The 15,540-nt window shown below is 72.5% G+C and carries 15 protein-coding genes; 3 read left to right on the top strand and 12 right to left on the bottom strand.

The features are described 5' to 3' along the window. Nucleotides 1–28: 28 nt before the first annotated feature. On the bottom strand, nucleotides 29–331 hold the full coding sequence (locus ACLQ2S_RS16640; protein WP_155217915.1) for a hypothetical protein: 303 nt from the start codon (nucleotides 329–331) through the stop codon (nucleotides 29–31). Then, complete coding sequence (locus ACLQ2S_RS16635; protein WP_155217913.1) at nucleotides 328–957, bottom strand: NADPH-dependent FMN reductase; 630 nt, start codon at nucleotides 955–957, stop codon at nucleotides 328–330. The genes ACLQ2S_RS16640 and ACLQ2S_RS16635 overlap by 4 nt, the downstream gene beginning before the upstream one ends. A 103-nt stretch (nucleotides 958–1,060) precedes the next feature. Between ACLQ2S_RS16635 and ACLQ2S_RS16630 the strand changes: the two genes are divergently transcribed. After that, the gene (locus tag ACLQ2S_RS16630; protein WP_155218132.1) at nucleotides 1,061–1,909 is read left to right on the top strand and encodes a helix-turn-helix transcriptional regulator; all 849 of its coding nucleotides are present in this window, start codon (nucleotides 1,061–1,063) and stop codon (nucleotides 1,907–1,909) included. Nucleotides 1,910–2,019: 110 nt separating this feature from the next. Here ACLQ2S_RS16630 and pdxT read toward each other — a convergent pair whose 3' ends face one another. The 6 genes from pdxT to pgsA all read right to left on the bottom strand — a co-directional run bounded on the left by pdxT (nucleotide 2,020) and on the right by pgsA (nucleotide 7,027). Further along, nucleotides 2,020–2,625, bottom strand: coding sequence for a pyridoxal 5'-phosphate synthase glutaminase subunit PdxT (pdxT, locus tag ACLQ2S_RS16625; protein ID WP_309223218.1), 606 nt, complete (start codon nucleotides 2,623–2,625; stop codon nucleotides 2,020–2,022). 75 nt (nucleotides 2,626–2,700) lie between these two features. After that, nucleotides 2,701–3,618, bottom strand: a complete 918-nt coding sequence (gene pdxS / locus ACLQ2S_RS16620; RefSeq protein WP_309223217.1) for a pyridoxal 5'-phosphate synthase lyase subunit PdxS — start codon at nucleotides 3,616–3,618, stop codon at nucleotides 2,701–2,703. 166 nt (nucleotides 3,619–3,784) lie between these two features. Beyond that, on the bottom strand, nucleotides 3,785–4,291 hold the full coding sequence (locus ACLQ2S_RS16615) for a hypothetical protein (protein ID WP_155217911.1): 507 nt from the start codon (nucleotides 4,289–4,291) through the stop codon (nucleotides 3,785–3,787). A 31-nt stretch (nucleotides 4,292–4,322) separates the two neighbouring features. Next, complete coding sequence (locus ACLQ2S_RS16610) at nucleotides 4,323–5,477, bottom strand: glycosyltransferase family 4 protein (protein WP_425701997.1); 1,155 nt, start codon at nucleotides 5,475–5,477, stop codon at nucleotides 4,323–4,325. Between the two features lie 13 nt (nucleotides 5,478–5,490). Next, nucleotides 5,491–6,369, bottom strand: a complete 879-nt coding sequence (locus ACLQ2S_RS16605; protein ID WP_309223280.1) for a phosphatidylinositol mannoside acyltransferase — start codon at nucleotides 6,367–6,369, stop codon at nucleotides 5,491–5,493. Nucleotides 6,370–6,394: 25 nt separating this feature from the next. Continuing rightward, nucleotides 6,395–7,027, bottom strand: coding sequence for a phosphatidylinositol phosphate synthase (gene pgsA, locus ACLQ2S_RS16600; RefSeq protein ID WP_155217907.1), 633 nt, complete (start codon nucleotides 7,025–7,027; stop codon nucleotides 6,395–6,397). Nucleotides 7,028–7,324: 297 nt separating this feature from the next. Here pgsA and ACLQ2S_RS16595 point away from each other — a divergent pair, with 297 nt between their 5' ends. Beyond that, nucleotides 7,325–9,478: an elongation factor G-like protein EF-G2 gene (locus tag ACLQ2S_RS16595; RefSeq protein WP_155217905.1), complete on the top strand. Its 2,154-nt coding sequence runs from the start codon at nucleotides 7,325–7,327 to the stop codon at nucleotides 9,476–9,478. Nucleotides 9,479–9,512: 34 nt separating this feature from the next. Here ACLQ2S_RS16595 and ACLQ2S_RS16590 read toward each other — a convergent pair whose 3' ends face one another. From ACLQ2S_RS16590 to thrS, 3 genes are all read right to left on the bottom strand, one after another. Further along, the gene (locus ACLQ2S_RS16590) at nucleotides 9,513–10,571 is read right to left on the bottom strand and encodes an aldo/keto reductase (protein ID WP_425701996.1); all 1,059 of its coding nucleotides are present in this window, start codon (nucleotides 10,569–10,571) and stop codon (nucleotides 9,513–9,515) included. A gap of 328 nt (nucleotides 10,572–10,899) precedes the next feature. Continuing rightward, nucleotides 10,900–11,412 (bottom strand): HIT family protein, encoded by a 513-nt coding sequence (locus tag ACLQ2S_RS16585; RefSeq protein ID WP_155218125.1) that lies wholly within the window; start codon nucleotides 11,410–11,412, stop codon nucleotides 10,900–10,902. Between the two features lie 61 nt (nucleotides 11,413–11,473). Then, the gene (gene thrS, locus ACLQ2S_RS16580) at nucleotides 11,474–13,480 is read right to left on the bottom strand and encodes a threonine--tRNA ligase (RefSeq protein ID WP_309223215.1); all 2,007 of its coding nucleotides are present in this window, start codon (nucleotides 13,478–13,480) and stop codon (nucleotides 11,474–11,476) included. A gap of 196 nt (nucleotides 13,481–13,676) precedes the next feature. On the opposite strand from thrS, the gene ACLQ2S_RS16575 reads away from it, so the two are divergent. Further along, nucleotides 13,677–14,582 carry a DUF1775 domain-containing protein gene (locus ACLQ2S_RS16575; protein WP_425701995.1) on the top strand — a complete coding sequence of 302 codons (906 nt, stop codon included), beginning with the start codon at nucleotides 13,677–13,679 and terminating at the stop codon, nucleotides 14,580–14,582. A 23-nt stretch (nucleotides 14,583–14,605) separates the two neighbouring features. On the opposite strand, the gene ACLQ2S_RS16570 is transcribed toward ACLQ2S_RS16575, so the two are convergent. Further along, nucleotides 14,606–15,526, bottom strand: a complete 921-nt coding sequence (locus tag ACLQ2S_RS16570; RefSeq protein ID WP_425701994.1) for an ADP-ribosylglycohydrolase family protein — start codon at nucleotides 15,524–15,526, stop codon at nucleotides 14,606–14,608. Between the last annotated feature and the right edge of the window lie 14 nt (nucleotides 15,527–15,540).

The raw sequence follows: 15,540 nt of genomic DNA, 5'->3' as shown, positions 1-15,540 counted from the left end.
TCCCCCGATCAACACAAAGCGGACGAAGTCATTCCCCCATGCCGTACGACCCCAGCACGGTGAATTCGGCCGTGCTGCGCTGCTCGCAGCGCCCCTCCAGCTCCGCCCGGAAGCGGCCGAACGACTCCAGCGACGGCAGCGGTCCGGGCAGATCCGGCCCCATGACGACGTCGACGAAGCTGAGCCCGTCGTCGAGCCGCAGGGTCTGGTAGCGGAACCCGGGCGGGCGGAGCCGGTCCAACTCCCGGTACACCGCGTCGAGCAGGGCCAGATGCTCGTCGAGACGGTCGGCCCGGACCCGGTAACTGATCAGGAGGGTGTCCACGCTCATCGCACCGGCACCGGGACGGCGCCGCGAACGGCGTCCACCAGCTCGGTCACCATGATCGCCAGTTCGGCGGCACGTTCCGGCGCGGGTGCGATGCGGGCGTGCGCGGTCGGGTCCGTGGCGCTCCCGGCGGGCCACTGGAAGTCGGTGAAGAGTCGCAACTCGACGTGGCCCGGTACGACGGCCATGCCCACCTCACCCAGGATCACCCGGAGGTGCTCGGCCGCCTGCCCGCCCCCGCGAGAGCCGTAACTGAGCACTCCGGCCGGCTTGCCGCGCCACTCGGCGTCCAGGTAGTCGATGGCGTTCTTCAGCACCGCCGGGACCGAGCTGTTGTACTCCGGGGTGACGAAGACGAAGGCGTCGTAGGCGGACACCACCGACGACCAGCGACGGGTGTGGTCGTGCCGGTAGTCGCCGAATCGGGCCGGCACCGGCTCGTCGAGCATCGGCAGCCGCTGCTCGGCGAGATCGACCAGCTCGACGGTCAGCCCACCCGCGCGCGCGGCCGGATGCCCGGCCATCGTCTCGGCCGCCCACTTTCCCACCGTCGGGCCACGCCGCCCCGGGCGGCTGCTGCCCACGACCAGGCCCACCGTGATCGGTTCGTTCTCGTGCGTTCTGTCCATGACCCGATCCCACAGCCGTGGGCGACACTCGGGGAGACCGGCGTGAGGGTAGCCCTGGCGGGGCCATGCTCCCCGGCGGCGATCGGGGCAGACTGGACGCGTGATGGACGGCGAATTGGGCGCGTTCCTCCGCAGCCGCCGGGAGGCGCTACGCCCCGAGCAGGTCGGGTTGCCCACCAACGGCCGGCGGCGTACGCCCGGCCTGCGGCGTGCGGAGTTGGCCACGTTGGCCCAGGTCAGCGTGGAGTACCTGACCCGCCTCGAACAGGGCCGGGACACCCGCCCGTCGCCCGGCATCCTCGCCGCGCTGGCCGACGCGCTGCGGCTCGACGACGCCGACCGGCGGCACCTCCAGCAACTCGCGTCGGTCGACCAACGCCGGGAACTGTGCGCGGGTGGGCGGCCGTTCGTGTCGCGTACCGTCCGTCCGCCGGTCCGGACGCTGCTGGAGTCGTTGCGCGACCGACCGGCCTACCTGCTCAACCGGCTCGGCGACGTGCTGGCCTGGAACGAGCCGTTCGACCGGCTGGCGCGCCCGCTGGGGCTGCTCGACGACGAGCAGCCCAACCTCGTGTGGTTCATCTTCGCCGACGAACGGGCACCGGAGCACTTCCCCGACTGGGCCGACCTCGCCGACCAGCAGGTCGCCGACCTGCACCGGTTGCGCGGCGGCGACCCGGCCACCGACGCGTTCGCCGAACGGCTCGACCGTACCGTCGGGGTACCGTTCCGGTCCCGGTGGCAGCGCCGGCCGGTCGCGGTGCAGTCCAGCGGGGTGCGCCGGCTGCGGCATCCGGAGGTGGGGCCGCTGCGGCTGTCGTACGAGACGCTGGAACTCGCCGACGACCAGCAGCGGCTGGTGGTGCAGCAGCCCGCCGACCCGGACAGCGCCACGGCACTGGACCGCCTGCTGGGCCGCCGCCCGGGCGGTCTCCGCTCGGTCGCCGGCTGAGCGGCACTCGACTCGCTCAAGATCCACGCAGGTTCGGGAACTGCCGCCTCCGCCGCCGCTCGGAGGCAGCAACTTTTCCGACGTTGGTGCCTCCCGTCGGGCCGGGTGGGTCAGCGGGCGGTGCGGGTGAGGTCGACGAAGTAGGTGTGCAGGCGGTGGTCGCCGGTGAGTTCCGGGTGGAAGGAGGTGGCCAGCAGGTTGTTCTGGCGTACGGCGACGATCCGGCCGGCCGCCGGGCCGTCGGCCACGGTGCCCAGCACCTCGACACCCTCGCCGACCCGCTCGACCCAGGGCGCGCGGATGAAGACCGCGTGCAGCGGGCCGCCCGGGATGCCGGCGACCTCCACCGGCGCCTCGAACGAGTCGACCTGCCGGCCGAACGCGTTGCGGCGAACGGTCATCGCGATGCCGTCGAAGCCACGCTGGTCCGGCCGGCCGTCGAGCACCTCGGTCGCCAGCATGATCATCCCGGCGCACGAGCCGTAGACCGGCATCCCGTCCGCGATCCGCTTGTCGATCGGGCCGCGCAGCTCGAAGATGTCGACCAGCTTGCTGATCGTGGTCGACTCCCCGCCCGGGATCACCAGGCCGTCGACCGCGTCCAGTTCCGCCGGTCGGCGTACGGTCTGGGCGCGGGCACCCGCCGCAGTCAGGGCCGAGACGTGCTCGCGGACGTCGCCCTGCAGGGCGAGCACACCGATGACGGGTGGCGTCACGTGCGTTCCCTCCGAGGTGTTAGCAGGGGGCCCCTGCTATACACGAGGCGTTAACAAGGTGCCCTTCCTTGCACGTCACCAGCCGCGGTCGGCGAGGCGGTGCGGGACGGGGATGTCGTCGACGTTGATGCCGACCATCGCCTCGCCGAGGCCCCGGGACACCTTGGCCAGCACGTCCGGGTCGTCGTGGAAGGTGGTCGCCTTCACGATCGCGGCGGCCCGCTGGGCCGGGTTGCCGGACTTGAAGATGCCGGAGCCGACGAAGACGCCCTCGGCGCCGAGCTGCATCATCATCGCCGCGTCGGCCGGGGTGGCGATGCCACCGGCGGTGAACAGCACCACCGGCAGTTTGCCGGTCTCGGCGACCTCCTTGACCAGCTCGTACGGTGCCTGCAACTCCTTCGCCGCGACGAACAGCTCGTCGGCCGGCAGCGAGGCCAGGCGGCGGATCTCCTGGCGGATCCGGCGCATGTGCGTGGTGGCGTTGGAGACGTCGCCGGTGCCGGCCTCGCCCTTGGAGCGGATCATGGCAGCGCCCTCGGTGATCCGGCGCAGCGCCTCGCCCAGGTTGGTCGCACCGCAGACGAAGGGGACGGTGAACGCCCACTTGTCGATGTGGTTGGCGTAGTCGGCCGGGGTGAGCACCTCGGACTCGTCGACGTAGTCGACGCCGAGGGACTGGAGGATCTGCGCCTCCACGAAGTGGCCGATGCGGGCCTTGGCCATCACCGGGATGGAGACCGCGTTGATGATGCCGTCGATCATGTCGGGGTCGCTCATCCGCGACACCCCGCCCTGGGCGCGGATGTCCGCGGGGACCCGCTCCAGCGCCATCACCGCGACCGCACCAGCGTCCTCGGCGATCTTGGCCTGCTCGGGGGTGACCACATCCATGATCACACCGCCCTTGAGCATCTCGGCCATGCCGCGCTTGACGCGGGCGGTGCCGACGACCGGGGTGGCCTCGGTGTTCGGGGAAGTCGTCTCGGACACGTTGTCGCTCCTCAGGCGTCCTCGGGAGGTGGCAGCGCAGATGCTACGCCCGGGTGGACGTCGCTCCGACAGCCAATCGGACCCGTGGTGGCCTGCTGTGTGGTCGCCGTCACTCCGACGAGCCGGGCCACCCTGATCAGCCCGGCCAGCGGCTCGGTGGGCGAGGTCAGCGGCTCGACACGTCGGCGGCGGGGATGGTGAGGGTCGGGTCGTCGATGTCGAAGTAGCGCGGCCAGGTGTGCCGGCGTCCCATCCGCAACAGCCGCACCAGCGGGCGGCTGCGTGCCGAACGGGCGTCACGGACCAGGTCGGTGTGCACCTGGCGGGCCAGGGCGAGTCGCCGGCTGGCGGCGATCACCGCCTCGCAGTCGGGGTCGGTGGGGTCGAGTGGGATGCTCCGCAACTGCCGGGTGAGATCGTTCTCGGCCGCCTCCCGCTCCTCCGGCCCGGCGTCGAGGGCGATCCGCGCCGCCGCGTACAACTCGACGCCGTCGCGGCGCTCGGCCAGCACCGCGGCGGCGGCGGCCCGGCGCAGCAGGTGCGCGTCCAGGGCACGGGCGGCGAGTTGGGCACGATCCTGAAGCCGCTCGACCCGGCCGGCGGTCCAGATCAGGTACACCGCGACCAGGGCGACGACCAGCGTCACGCCCACCGCCCACCACATGCCCGGCATCGTAGTGCTGCTCCCGTTCCTCCCGATCAGGTCAACCCACCCACTCCTGGTCGATCACCCGCCCGTCGGTGGCCTCGATCGCCGCTGCGTATACCTCCAGAACCCGGCGGGCAACCACGGGCCAGTCGAAATTCGCCACCACCTGGTCGCCGCAGGCGGTCAGTTCCGCCCGCTGCTCCGCGTCGTCCAGCAACTGCGCCAGCGTGGCACGCAAGGACACCGCGTCGCCGGTCGGGAACAACCGGCCGGCCCGGCCGCCGTCGAGCACCCGGCGGAAGGCGTCCAGGTCACTGGCCACGACGGTGGTGCCGGCGGCGAGTGCCTCGGTGAGGATCATGCCGAAGGACTCACCGCCGGTGTTCGGCGCGACGTAGAGGTGCACGCTGCGCAGCATCCGCGCCTTGTCCTCCTCGGAGACCAGACCGAGGAAGGTGACCTGGTCTCGCAGGTCGGCCGGGAACCGGTCGAACAGGTGGTCCGGGTCGCCGGGGCCGGCGACCAGCAGGCGCAGGCCGGGTCGCCGCCGGGCCAGCTCGACGAAGGCGTCCCGCAGGATCGGGAATCCCTTGCGGGGTTCGGTGAAGCGGCCCAGGAAGCCGAGTGTGCCGCCGGTGCCCGGCCCGCACTCCCCCGGCCAGCCGGGCAGCGGCTCGACTCCGGCGAACTTGGCCACCGCCACCCCGTTGGGGATCTCCACCGCCCCGCCGTCCAGATGCTCGACCTGCACCTTGCGGGCCAGGGCGCTCACCGCGATCCGCGCGGTGATCCGCTCCAGCACGATCTGGAGCACCCCCTGGGCGGCGGCGAGCATCCGCGACCGGGTCATCGCGGTGTGGAAGGTGGCCACCACCGGCCCACGGGCGGAGAGCACGGCGAGCATGGACAAGCTCAACGCGAGCGGTTCGTGCACGTGCAGCACGTCGAAGTCGCCTCGGATGATCCAGCGGCGGACCCGGGCGGTGGAGACCGGACCGAACGCGATCCGGGCCACCGAGCCGTTGTACGGCAGGGGCACCGACCGACCGGCCGACACCACGTACGGCGGCAGCGGCGAGTCCTCGTCCGCCGGGGCGAGGACGCTCACCTCGTGCCCGAGCCCGATCAACGCCTCCGCGAGATCCATGACGTGGTTCTGCACCCCGCCGGGTACGTCGAAGGAGTACGGGCAGACGATGCCGATCCGCATTGCGCCCGTCCCCTCAGTCCAGCCACATCCGTTGCAGCATGTGCCAGTCTTCCGGATGCCGGGCGATGCCCGCCGCGAGACGGTCGGCGATCAGCTGGGTCAGCGATCGGACCCGCACGTCGAGCGAGCCCGTCTCGGGTCCCGGCACCGGCAACGGACCTTCCAGTGAGGCACAGGCCGCATCCGGTTCGTACCACATCGACGCCACGTACAACGGCGCGCCGGTGCGCAGCGCGAGCAGCGCCGGGCCGGGCGGCATCCGGGTCCGACCACCGAAGAAGTCGACCTCCACCCCACGGGCGGAGAGGTCCCGGTCGGCCAGCAGCGGCACCACCGTCCCGGCGGTCAGCCGGTCGGTGAGCACATCCAGCGGCGGCCGCTCGCCGCCGACGGTGGGCAGGATCTCCATCCCCAGACGCTGCCGGAAGGCGACGAACCGCTTGAAGACGCCCTCCGGCTTGAGCCGTTCGGCGACGGTGGACAACGGCCAGCCGTTGGCGGCGACCCACGCTCCGGCCGCGTCCCAGTTGCCGGCGTGCGGCAACGCCACCACCGCGCCACGCCCGGCGGCGACGTCCGCCGCGAGCACCTCGGCGCGATCCAGCCGGAACCCGGCGAGCAGCTGCTCACGGCTCAGCGCGGGCAGCCGGAACGCCTCCATCCAGTAGCGGGCGTAGGAGCGCAGGCCACGCCGAACCAGGTCGTCGAGTTCGGCCTCGGACAGTTGCGGCCCGACCACGCGGCGCAGGTTGGCGCGGAGCCGGGCGGCACCCGGACCCCGGCGACGGTGGGCGCGGTCGGCTCCGGCGGTGAACGCGGCGGCGGCTACCGGCCGGGGCAGTACGCGGACCAGCCGCCAACCGGCGACGTAGCCGAACTCGGTGAGGTTCACCGGATACCCCGCCCGGCTGTGCCGCTCACCCCGTGCCACCCGGCACGTCGGCCTGCTGGGCCTGCCGGTACACGTGCCGCATCCGCTGGCCGACGGTGAACAGGGAGACCGCCGCGAGCAGCCAGAGCGCGATCGGCAGCGCCACCGGGTGGACCAGTTCGGCGAGCAGGCCACCGACGCCGACGATCAGCAGTCGTTCCGTACGCTCGGCGATGCCCACGTTGCAGGTCATCCCGAGCCCCTCGGCGCGGGCCTTGACGTACGACACGAGCCCGCCTGCGGCCAGGCAGATCAGCGCGGCGGCCAGGCCCGCGCGGTCGCCCTCGGTGGCCAGGTAGAACGCGACCGCGCCGAAGACCGCGCTGTCGGCGACCCGGTCCATGCTGGAGTCGAGGAAGGCACCGAAGCGGGTCGAGCCGCCACTCATCCGGGCCATCGTCCCGTCGAGCAGGTCGGTGAGCGCGAAGACCGTCACGATCAGCGCACCGGCGACCAGGTGGCCTCGGGCACCGAAGCCGAGCGCGCCGACGAGCACGCCGAAGGTGCCGGAGACGGTGACCGCGTTGGGGGACACGCCCGCGCGCAGCAGGCTACGGGCGATCGGCTCGACGACGCGGGTCATCCCCGCGCGGGCCGACACTTGGAAGATCTTCGCCATGGCGGTCCCACGATATCGGTCGGCGTTCGACCGACGACACCGCCCGCCACCAGCCACGCTCACCCGGCGTGGCACGGCCGCGTCGGACCGACCCGGCGCGGCGGTCGAAGAGGCTTGTGTCCGGTCGCCATCGGGTGTGAGATCGGACCAAGAGGGTGACCCGGCTCACCCCACCGGCTGTTGACTGCCCGGTTCCCAGTGCAGCACCGGAGGATATCGCCGCAGCACCCCGCCCGGGCCGCATTTCCCGTCGCGTGCGGCGGTCGCCACCACCACCGGCTGAGGGAGGTGCGCCCGATGGCGCAGAGGAGTCAGGACAAGGGAGCCACCGGCGGCATACCGGTGGTGACCGACCCGGCCAGGATCCGCAACGTGGTGCTCGTCGGGCATTCCGGGGCGGGCAAGACAACGCTGGTCGAGGCGTTGCTCGCGGCCTCCGGCACGATCACGCGGGCCGGCACGGTCACCGACGGCACCACCGTCTGCGATCACGATCCGGCCGCCGTACGCCAGCAGCGTTCGGTCGCCCTGGCCTGTGCGCCGCTGATCCACGACGGGATCAAGGTCAACCTGCTCGACACGCCCGGTTACGCCGACTTCGTCGGCGAGTTGCGCGCCGGGTTGCGGGCCGCCGACGCCGCGCTCTTCGTGGTCTCCGCCGTCGACGGCATGGACGCGGCCACCGCCGCGCTGTGGGAAGAGTGCGCGGCGGTGGACATGCCCCGCGCGGTCGCGGTGGCCCGGCTGGACCATCCCCGTGCCGACTTCGACGAGGCGGTGGCGCTGTGCCAGCGGGTCTTCGGCGACAACGTGCTCCCGCTCTACCTGCCGATGCTCGGTGACGACGGCGAGTCCACCGTCGGCCTGCTGGGGTTGATCACGCGGCGGGTCTTCGACTACACGGATGGGCTGCCGCCGCAGGTGCGCGAGCCCGACCCGGAGCACCTGCCGGCCATCGCCGAGTCCCGCAACGAGCTGATCGAGGGGATCATCGCCGAGAGCGAGGACGAGACCCTGATGGACCGCTACCTGGACGGCGAGGAGATCGACGCCGCCGTCCTTGTGGAGGACCTGGAGAAGGCGGTCGCCCGTGGCCACTTCTACCCGGTGGTGCCGGTCTGCTCGGCGACCGGGGTCGGCGTCGACGCGCTGCTGGAGGTGCTCACCGCCGGTTTCCCCGCCCCGCCGGAGCACACCCTGCCCGCGGTGACCGGGGTGGACGGCTCGCCCCGACCCCCGTTGACCTGCGACCCGGACGGTCCGCTGGTGGCCGAGGTGGTGCGGACCACCATCGACCGGCATGTCGGGCGGGTCTGCGTGGTCCGCGTCTTCTCCGGCACGCTACGCCCGGACCAGACCGTGCACGTCTCCGGTCACGGCCTGGCCGAGCGCGGCCACCCCGACCACGACGCCGACGAGCGGATCGCCCACCTCTACAGCCCGCTGGGTGCCACCCTGCGCGAGGTGGGCGTGGCGGTGGCCGGTGACATCTGCGCGATCACCAAGTCCGGCAGCGCGGAGACCGGTGACACCATCTCGGCCAAGGAGAACCCGCTGCTGGTGGCACCGTGGGAGATGCCCGAGCCGCTGCTGCCGGTGGCGATCGTGGCGAAGTCCCGGTCCGACGAGGACGCCCTGGCCCGCAACCTGGGCCGGCTGGTGGCCGGTGACCCGACGCTGCGGCTGGAACGCAACCCGGAGACGCACCAACTGGTGTTGTGGTGCATGGGTGAGGCGCACGCCGACGTGGTCCTCGACCGGCTGCGCGCGGGCGGGGTGGAGTTGGACACCGAGCCGGTGCGGGTGCCGCTGCGGGAGACGCTGACCGTGCCGGCCCGGGGGCACGGCCGACACGTCAAGCAGTCCGGCGGGCACGGGCAGTACGCCGTCTGCGACATCGAGGTGGAGCCGTTGCCGCGCGGCGGCGGCTTCGAGTTCGTCGACCGGGTGGTCGGCGGCGCGGTCCCGCACAACTACATCCCCTCGGTGGAGAAGGGGGTACGCGCTCAGATGGAGCGCGGCCTGGTCGCCGGCCACCCGGTGGTGGACCTGCGGGTGACCCTGGTCGACGGCAAGGCGCACAGCGTGGACTCCTCCGACGCGGCGTTCCAGACCGCCGGGGCGCTGGCCCTGCGGGACGCCGCCGACCGGGGGCAGCCGACGCTGTTGGAGCCGGTCGACGAGGTGACGGTGCGGGTGCCCGACGGCAACGTGGGCGCGGTGATGGGCGACCTGTCCGGGCGGCGTGGCCGGGTGCTCGGCACCGAGGCGGATCCGGACTCCGAGGGCCGCACTCTGGTCCGCGCCGAGGTGCCCGCCACGGAGCTGCTGCGCTACGCCGTGGAACTGCGCGCGATGACCGCCGGAGCGGGCACCTTCCGCCGCCACTTCGTCCGCTACGACCCGATGCCCGCCCACCTGGCCGACCGCATCCGCAAGGAGCACGGCTGACCGGGCGGCGTCACGCAGACCCGGCCGCAGCCGATCAGGGGCGGGCGGTGGGGAGCATCGGGCTGGGCCAGTAGGGGCGGTCGGCCTCCCGCAGCGCCGCGGTACGCAGGGCGGCGAGTTGCCGCTCCACCTCGGCGAAGTGGTCGGGGGCGAGCGGGCCGAGGGCCAGCGCGGCGGCGTTCTCCTCGACCTGGGCGACGGTGCGGCAGCCCGGGATCGGGATGGCCCGAGCGCTGCGCGCCCAGATCCAACCCAGCGCGCCCTGGGCCAGGGTGCGCCCGTCGGCGGTCAACGTCGCGCGGACGGCGTGCACCCGGCGCAGCCACTCCGGCGCCGGCCGGCCACCCCGGAACCACTCCAGCCAACCCGAGGACATCCCGCGCACGTCGTCGCGGGGCAGGACCGACTCGGGGCGGTACTTGCCGGTGAGCAGCCCCATCCCGAGCGGGCCACGGTTGACGCTGGCCAGGTCGTACTTCTCGCAGATGGCGAGCAGGTCGGGCGCGTCACGCAGCACCGACAGGCTGTGCTGCACGGCGGCGGCGTGCGGGGCGTCGTGCCCGAGGGCCGCCGCCCGGTCGGCCCGGTCGGTGCTCCAGCCGTATGCGCGCACCAGTCCGTCGGCGACCAGCTCCTCCAACGCGCCGATCAGCTCGTGGGCGCGGGCCACCGGCAGGTCGGCCAGGTGCAGTTGGTAGAGGTCGATGTGGTCGGTGTCGAGACGGCGCAGCGACTCCCACACCGCCCGCCGCAGGTACGCCGGTGAGGCGTCCGGCCCGATGGCCTGCCGGGTGCGTTCGTCGAACGTGTATCCCCACTTGGTGGCGATGACCGCCTCGTCGCGGCGACCGGCCAGGGCCCGGCCGAGGATCCGCTCACCGTGTCCCGCGCCGTAGCTGTCGGCGGTGTCGAAGAGCGTCACGCCGAGGTCGAGCGCCCGACGGATCGCCCGTACCGACTCCTCGTCGTCGACGGCCCCCCAGCCCAGCGGGATGCGTCCCTCGGCCCACGGGCCGGCGATCGCCCAGCAGCCCATGCCCAGGGCGCTGACCTCGATGCCGCTGCGGCCCAGCGTCCGCTTCGACTCTCCCACCGGCGCATCGTGCCATCTTTCGGGCAGACGTTGACGAACATCCAGCACGACCATCCGTACGGCCACAGATGTCGTACGGATCACCCACTGGCGGGCGGATCTCACGCTCTTCCCAACCGCCGCGCGGGCGACCTGCGGCTGGCCGGAGAAGTCACCGGTCATCCCACCACCCTTTGCTCTACTCACCGATACGCAACGGTTCCGCTTCGTAACCGGTGCGCGGGGTGAAGCAGAGCAGAGGGTGTGGGTACCGGTAGGTTGCCGGAACCGGATGCGGACGCGCGACCAGGCGACCCGAGCCGGACGCGACGGCGGCGGCGTGGGCGGGTCAGGCGGGCCAGGCGCGGGCGAGCAGGTCGCGGGTGTCGGCCAGCAGTTGCGGCAGGACCTTGGTCTGCCCGATCACCGGCATGAAGTTGGCGTCGCCGCCCCAGCGGGGCACCACGTGCTGGTGCAGGTGGGCGGCGATCCCGGCACCGGCCACCCCGCCCTGGTTCATGCCCAGGTTGAAGCCGTGGGCACTGCTGACCTTGCGGATCACCCGCATGGCGGTCTGGGTGAACGACGCCAGCTCGGCCGTCTCCGGCCCGTCCAGGTCGGTGTAGTCGGCCACGTGTCGGTACGGGCAGACCAGCAGGTGCCCCGGGTTGTACGGGTACAGGTTGAGCACCACGAACACGTGCTCACCACGGGCGACCACCAGGCTCTCCCCCGGTGGCCGCCCCGGGGCCAGGCAGAACGGGCAGCCGGAGGGTCGCTCGTAGCCGCCCTCCGGGCGGTCCTCCCCGGAGATGTACGTCATCCGGTGGGGCGTCCAGAGCCGGTCCAGCCCGTCGGCCATGTCCTTGTCGGTGTGCTCCTCCGCCCCAGTCACACGGCGATCCTACGACCCCGCCCGTCGATCACATCTCGGCGGAGGGGCCGGTGTTGGTCCGGGAGGCGACCACGTCGAGGACGTGGGTGACCGCCTCGGCCAACGGCACTCCGTTGCGCTGGGAGCCGTCCCGGTACCGGAACGAGACGGTGCCGGCGGCCACGTCGTCGTCACCGGCGATCACCATGAACGGGATCTTCTGCTGCTGCGCGGTGCGGATCTTCTTCTGCATCCGCTCGTCACCGGCGTCGACCTGGGCGCGGATCCCCTCGGCGCGCAGCGCCGCGACGAAGCCGTGCAGGTAGTCGGCGTGGTCGTCGCGGATCGGGATGCCGACCACCTGCACCGGAGCCAGCCAGGCCGGGAAGGCCCCCGCGTAGTGCTCGGTGAGCACGCCGAAGAACCGCTCGATCGAGCCGAAGAGCGCCCGGTGGATCATGACTGGCCGCTGCCGGGTGCCGTCGGCGGCCTGGTACTCCAGACCGAACCGCTCCGGCTGGTTGAAGTCGACCTGGATGGTGGACATCTGCCAGGTCCGGCCGATGGCGTCCTTGGCCTGCACGGAGATCTTGGGACCGTAGAAGGCGGCGCCACCCGGGTCCGGCACCAGGTCCAGGCCGGAGGTCTCGGCGGCGGTGCGCAGCGCCTCGGTGGCCTCCTCCCAGTCGGCGTCGGAGCCGATGAACTTCGGTGAGTCGTCGCGGGTGGACAACTCCAGGTAGAAGTCGTCCAGGCCGTAGTCACGCAGCAGGTCCAGCACGAACGACAGCAGGGTGGTCAACTCGCCGGGCATCTGCTCGCGGGTGCAGTAGATGTGCGAGTCGTCCTGGGTCAGGCCGCGTACCCGGGTCAGCCCGTGCACCACACCCGACTTCTCGTACCGGTAGACGGTGCCGAACTCGAACAGCCGCAGCGGCAGTTCGCGGTAGGACCGGCCGCGCGAGCGGAAGATCAGGTTGTGCATCGGGCAGTTCATCGCCTTGAGGTAGTACTCCGCCCCCTCCAACTGCATGGGCGGGAACATCGTCTCGGCGTAGTACGGCAGGTGGCCCGAGGTCTGGAACAGCTGGGCCTTGGTGATGTGCGGGCTGTTGACGAACTCGTACCCCGCCTCGGAGTGCCGGCGACGCGAGTAGTCCTCCAGCTCCCGGCGGATGATGCCGCCCTTGGGGTGGAAGACCGCCAGACCGGAGCCGATCTCGTCGGGGAAGCTGAACAGGTCCAGGTCCGCGCCGAGCTTGCGGTGGTCGCGGCGGGCGGCCTCCTCCAGCAGCTTCAGGTACGCCTTCAACCCGTCGCGGGTCGGCCAGGCGGTGCCGTACACCCGCTGCAACTGCGGGTTCTTCTCCGAACCGCGCCAGTACGCCGCGGCCGACCGCATCAGCTTGAACGCACCGATCAGCCGGGTGTTGGGCAGGTGCGGCCCCCGGCACAGGTCCGACCAGCAGACCTTGTCCTCGTCGGCGGCGAGGTTGTCGTAGATGGTCAGCTCGCCCCCGCCGACCTCCATCACCTCGGAGGAGTCCAGCCCCTCGCCCTTGACGTCGATCAGCTCCAGCTTGAACGGCTCGGCCGCCAACTCGGCCTTCGCCTCGTCCAGGCTGTCGAAGCGGCGACGCCGGAACCGCTGCCCCGACTTGATGATCTCCTGCATCCGCTTCTCGAGCCTGGCCAGGTCGTCGGGCTGGAACGGCTTGTCCACCGCGAAGTCGTAGTAGAAGCCGTTGTCGATCGGCGGACCGATGCCGAGCTTCGCCTGCGGGTAGATGTCCTGCACGGCCTGGGCCAGCACGTGGGCCGTGGAGTGGCGCAGCACGTTCAGCCCGTCCGGGGAGTCCAGCGCGACCGGCTCGACCACGGTCTCCTCGGCCGGGCGCCAGTCCAGATCGCGCAGCACGCCGCGCGGGTCGCGGACCACCACGATCGCCCGGGGGCCGTTGGTGGGCAGCCCGGCCGAGGCCACCGCATCGGCCGCCGTCGTCCCGGCGGCGACGACGACGGGGTCGGCCACGGCGGGGGTACGGGATGCGGACACGGGTGACTCCTCGCAGCAGACGTTACGGATGGTGCCGATGGTGGCTCACTGATGCTATCGGTCGCCGGGGGACACGCCGCCGTCGACACCGACGGCAGCCGATCACCGCCACCGTTGAACCTTTTCGGCCCGGGATCCGAACTACCGGGTGCGGCCGGAGCCGGTTCCGGCCGCGTGGACACGGATGGGAACCCAGATGGCGATGACGCACGGCGGGAACCGTCGACGCCGGGGCGCGCTGGTGGCCGCCCTGGCCACGACCGTGGTACTGCTCTGGCCCGCCACGGCGTGGGCCGACGGGGTGACCTTCACCCCGACCGAGGCGCAGCAGGGCAACGCGGTGAAGATCGAGTTCGTGGTGCCGGACGAACGGCCCGGTGTGCGTACCGAACGGATCGAGATCAGGATCCCCGCGGACCCGCCGATCGCCGAGGTGTACCCGCTGTCCGTGCCGGGTTGGGCACCGACGATCACCACCCGGAAGCTGGACCGACCGGTGTCCGGGATGCACGGCCCGGCCACCGACGTGGTGACCGCGTCGCTGATCTGGTCGCGGGCGAAGGGCGAGGCGGACGAGGGCCCGGCCCGGCTGGTGTTCTCGATGGCACCGCTGCCGCAGACCGACCGGCTCGGTTTCGAACTGGTGCAGACGTACGCCGACGGCCTCCAGGTGCGCTGGGGTAGCGGCGCGGGCATGCGGCCGTTGCCGGCGTTGGCGCTACTGCCCGGCGACCCGACCTACCCGGGGGCGCACGGCGGACACGGCGCGGCCCCCGACGGCGGGGCGCCCGCCGAGGCACCGGCCACCACCACCGGCTCCGACAGCGGCCCGAACGCCAACAGTCTGCTCGCCGCCGGGCTGGTCGCCGGGCTCGGCGGCGGTGCGGTGGTGGGCTGGCTGATCAGCCGTCGACGCCGTGATCCGGCCGAGGAGGTCGACCGCTCGGTACTCGACGAGGAGCCCGCCGACACGCAACCGGTGACCGGCGACGGGGCCGCGTCGGACCCGTCGACCGGACCCGACGCGGGCCGGACGACCGAGACAGCGGGACCGGCCGAGACGGCGGGCTCGGACGTGGTCGAGGCGGGCGCGCGGCGGTGACCGGCGGGCGTGGCGTGCCCGGCTCAGTCGACCCAGTCGGGTAGCGGCTCCCGGGCGGCCTGCCAGGCGGTGGGCACCCCGCCTGCGGTGCCGACCCCGGTGTAGGCGGCGACGATCCCACCGGCGATGGCGGCGGTGGTGTCCACGTCGCCGCCCGCCTCGACGCAGGCGCGGATTGCGGCCGGGTAGTCGTCCAGGTGGGTGGCGGCGACCCAGCAGGTGAACCCGACGGTGTCCGGCGCGGTGACGCGGGAGCCGTTGCCGAGCGCGTCCACCACCTCCGGCAGCCCTCGGCCGAGCAACCCCACCGCCCGGCGTACGCTCCGGTGCACCTCGGTCGACGGGTCCACGGCGGCGGCGACACCGGCGAGCAGGCGGCCCGGGTCGGGTCGGTCGCCGTCCAGACGTGCCCGAGCGGCACCGGCCGCCGCCACCGCCACCGCCACGGCACCGGCGATCCCCTCCGGGTGGGCGTGGGTCACCTCGGCCGACGCCTGGGCCTGAGCCGCCGCTCGGCTGGTCGAGTCGGCGAAGTACGCGCCTAACGGGGCGACCCGCATCGCCGCGCCGTTGCCGCAGGAGCCCTGCCCGTCGAACGCGGAGGCGGCGGCCACCGGCCACGGGGTGCCGGTGCGGATCAGGCGCAGGATGCGTACCGCGCCGGGACCGTAGCCACGGTAGGGCTCGCAGCGCTCGGCGAAGTCCAACGCCAGGTCGTCGCGGTCGATGCGCCCCGTCTCGGCCAGCCGGGCCAGCACCGAGCAGGCCATCTCGGTGTCGTCGGTCCACTGCCACGGCGGGGGTGGAAGTCGGTCGGCGGCGAGATCGGCGACTCGCCGACCGGGGACGAAGAACTGTGAGCCGAGGGCGTCGCCGACCGACAGGCCGGTGAGACTGTCCCGGGCCAGGGCCAGGCGGGTGTCCGGATAGAGGGTGAACGTCATGGTCGCATCAGCTT

The sequence above is a fragment of the Micromonospora sp. DT48 genome (assembly GCF_049844495.1).
GTDB lineage: Bacteria > Actinomycetota > Actinomycetes > Mycobacteriales > Micromonosporaceae > Micromonospora.
The sequence above is the reverse complement of the archived record's forward strand: the minus strand, read 5'-3'. Positions and strand labels throughout refer to the sequence as shown.

What these genes read in the sequence shown, in the direction of transcription:
- ACLQ2S_RS16570 (WP_425701994.1), bottom strand. Translation starts at nt 15,526, where the DNA reads ATGACGTTCACCCTCTATCCGGACACCCGCCTGGCCCTGGCCCGGGAC.
- pgsA (WP_155217907.1), bottom strand. Translation starts at nt 7,027, where the DNA reads ATGGCGAAGATCTTCCAAGTGTCGGCCCGCGCGGGGATGACCCGCGTC.
- ACLQ2S_RS16610 (WP_425701997.1), bottom strand. Translation starts at nt 5,477, where the DNA reads ATGCGGATCGGCATCGTCTGCCCGTACTCCTTCGACGTACCCGGCGGG.
- ACLQ2S_RS16615 (WP_155217911.1), bottom strand. Translation starts at nt 4,291, where the DNA reads ATGCCGGGCATGTGGTGGGCGGTGGGCGTGACGCTGGTCGTCGCCCTG.
- ACLQ2S_RS16575 (WP_425701995.1), top strand. Translation starts at nt 13,677, where the DNA reads ATGGCGATGACGCACGGCGGGAACCGTCGACGCCGGGGCGCGCTGGTG.
- ACLQ2S_RS16640 (WP_155217915.1), bottom strand. Translation starts at nt 331, where the DNA reads ATGAGCGTGGACACCCTCCTGATCAGTTACCGGGTCCGGGCCGACCGT.
- ACLQ2S_RS16585 (WP_155218125.1), bottom strand. Translation starts at nt 11,412, where the DNA reads ATGGCCGACGGGCTGGACCGGCTCTGGACGCCCCACCGGATGACGTAC.
- ACLQ2S_RS16630 (WP_155218132.1), top strand. Translation starts at nt 1,061, where the DNA reads ATGGACGGCGAATTGGGCGCGTTCCTCCGCAGCCGCCGGGAGGCGCTA.
- ACLQ2S_RS16595 (WP_155217905.1), top strand. Translation starts at nt 7,325, where the DNA reads ATGGCGCAGAGGAGTCAGGACAAGGGAGCCACCGGCGGCATACCGGTG.
- ACLQ2S_RS16635 (WP_155217913.1), bottom strand. Translation starts at nt 957, where the DNA reads ATGGACAGAACGCACGAGAACGAACCGATCACGGTGGGCCTGGTCGTG.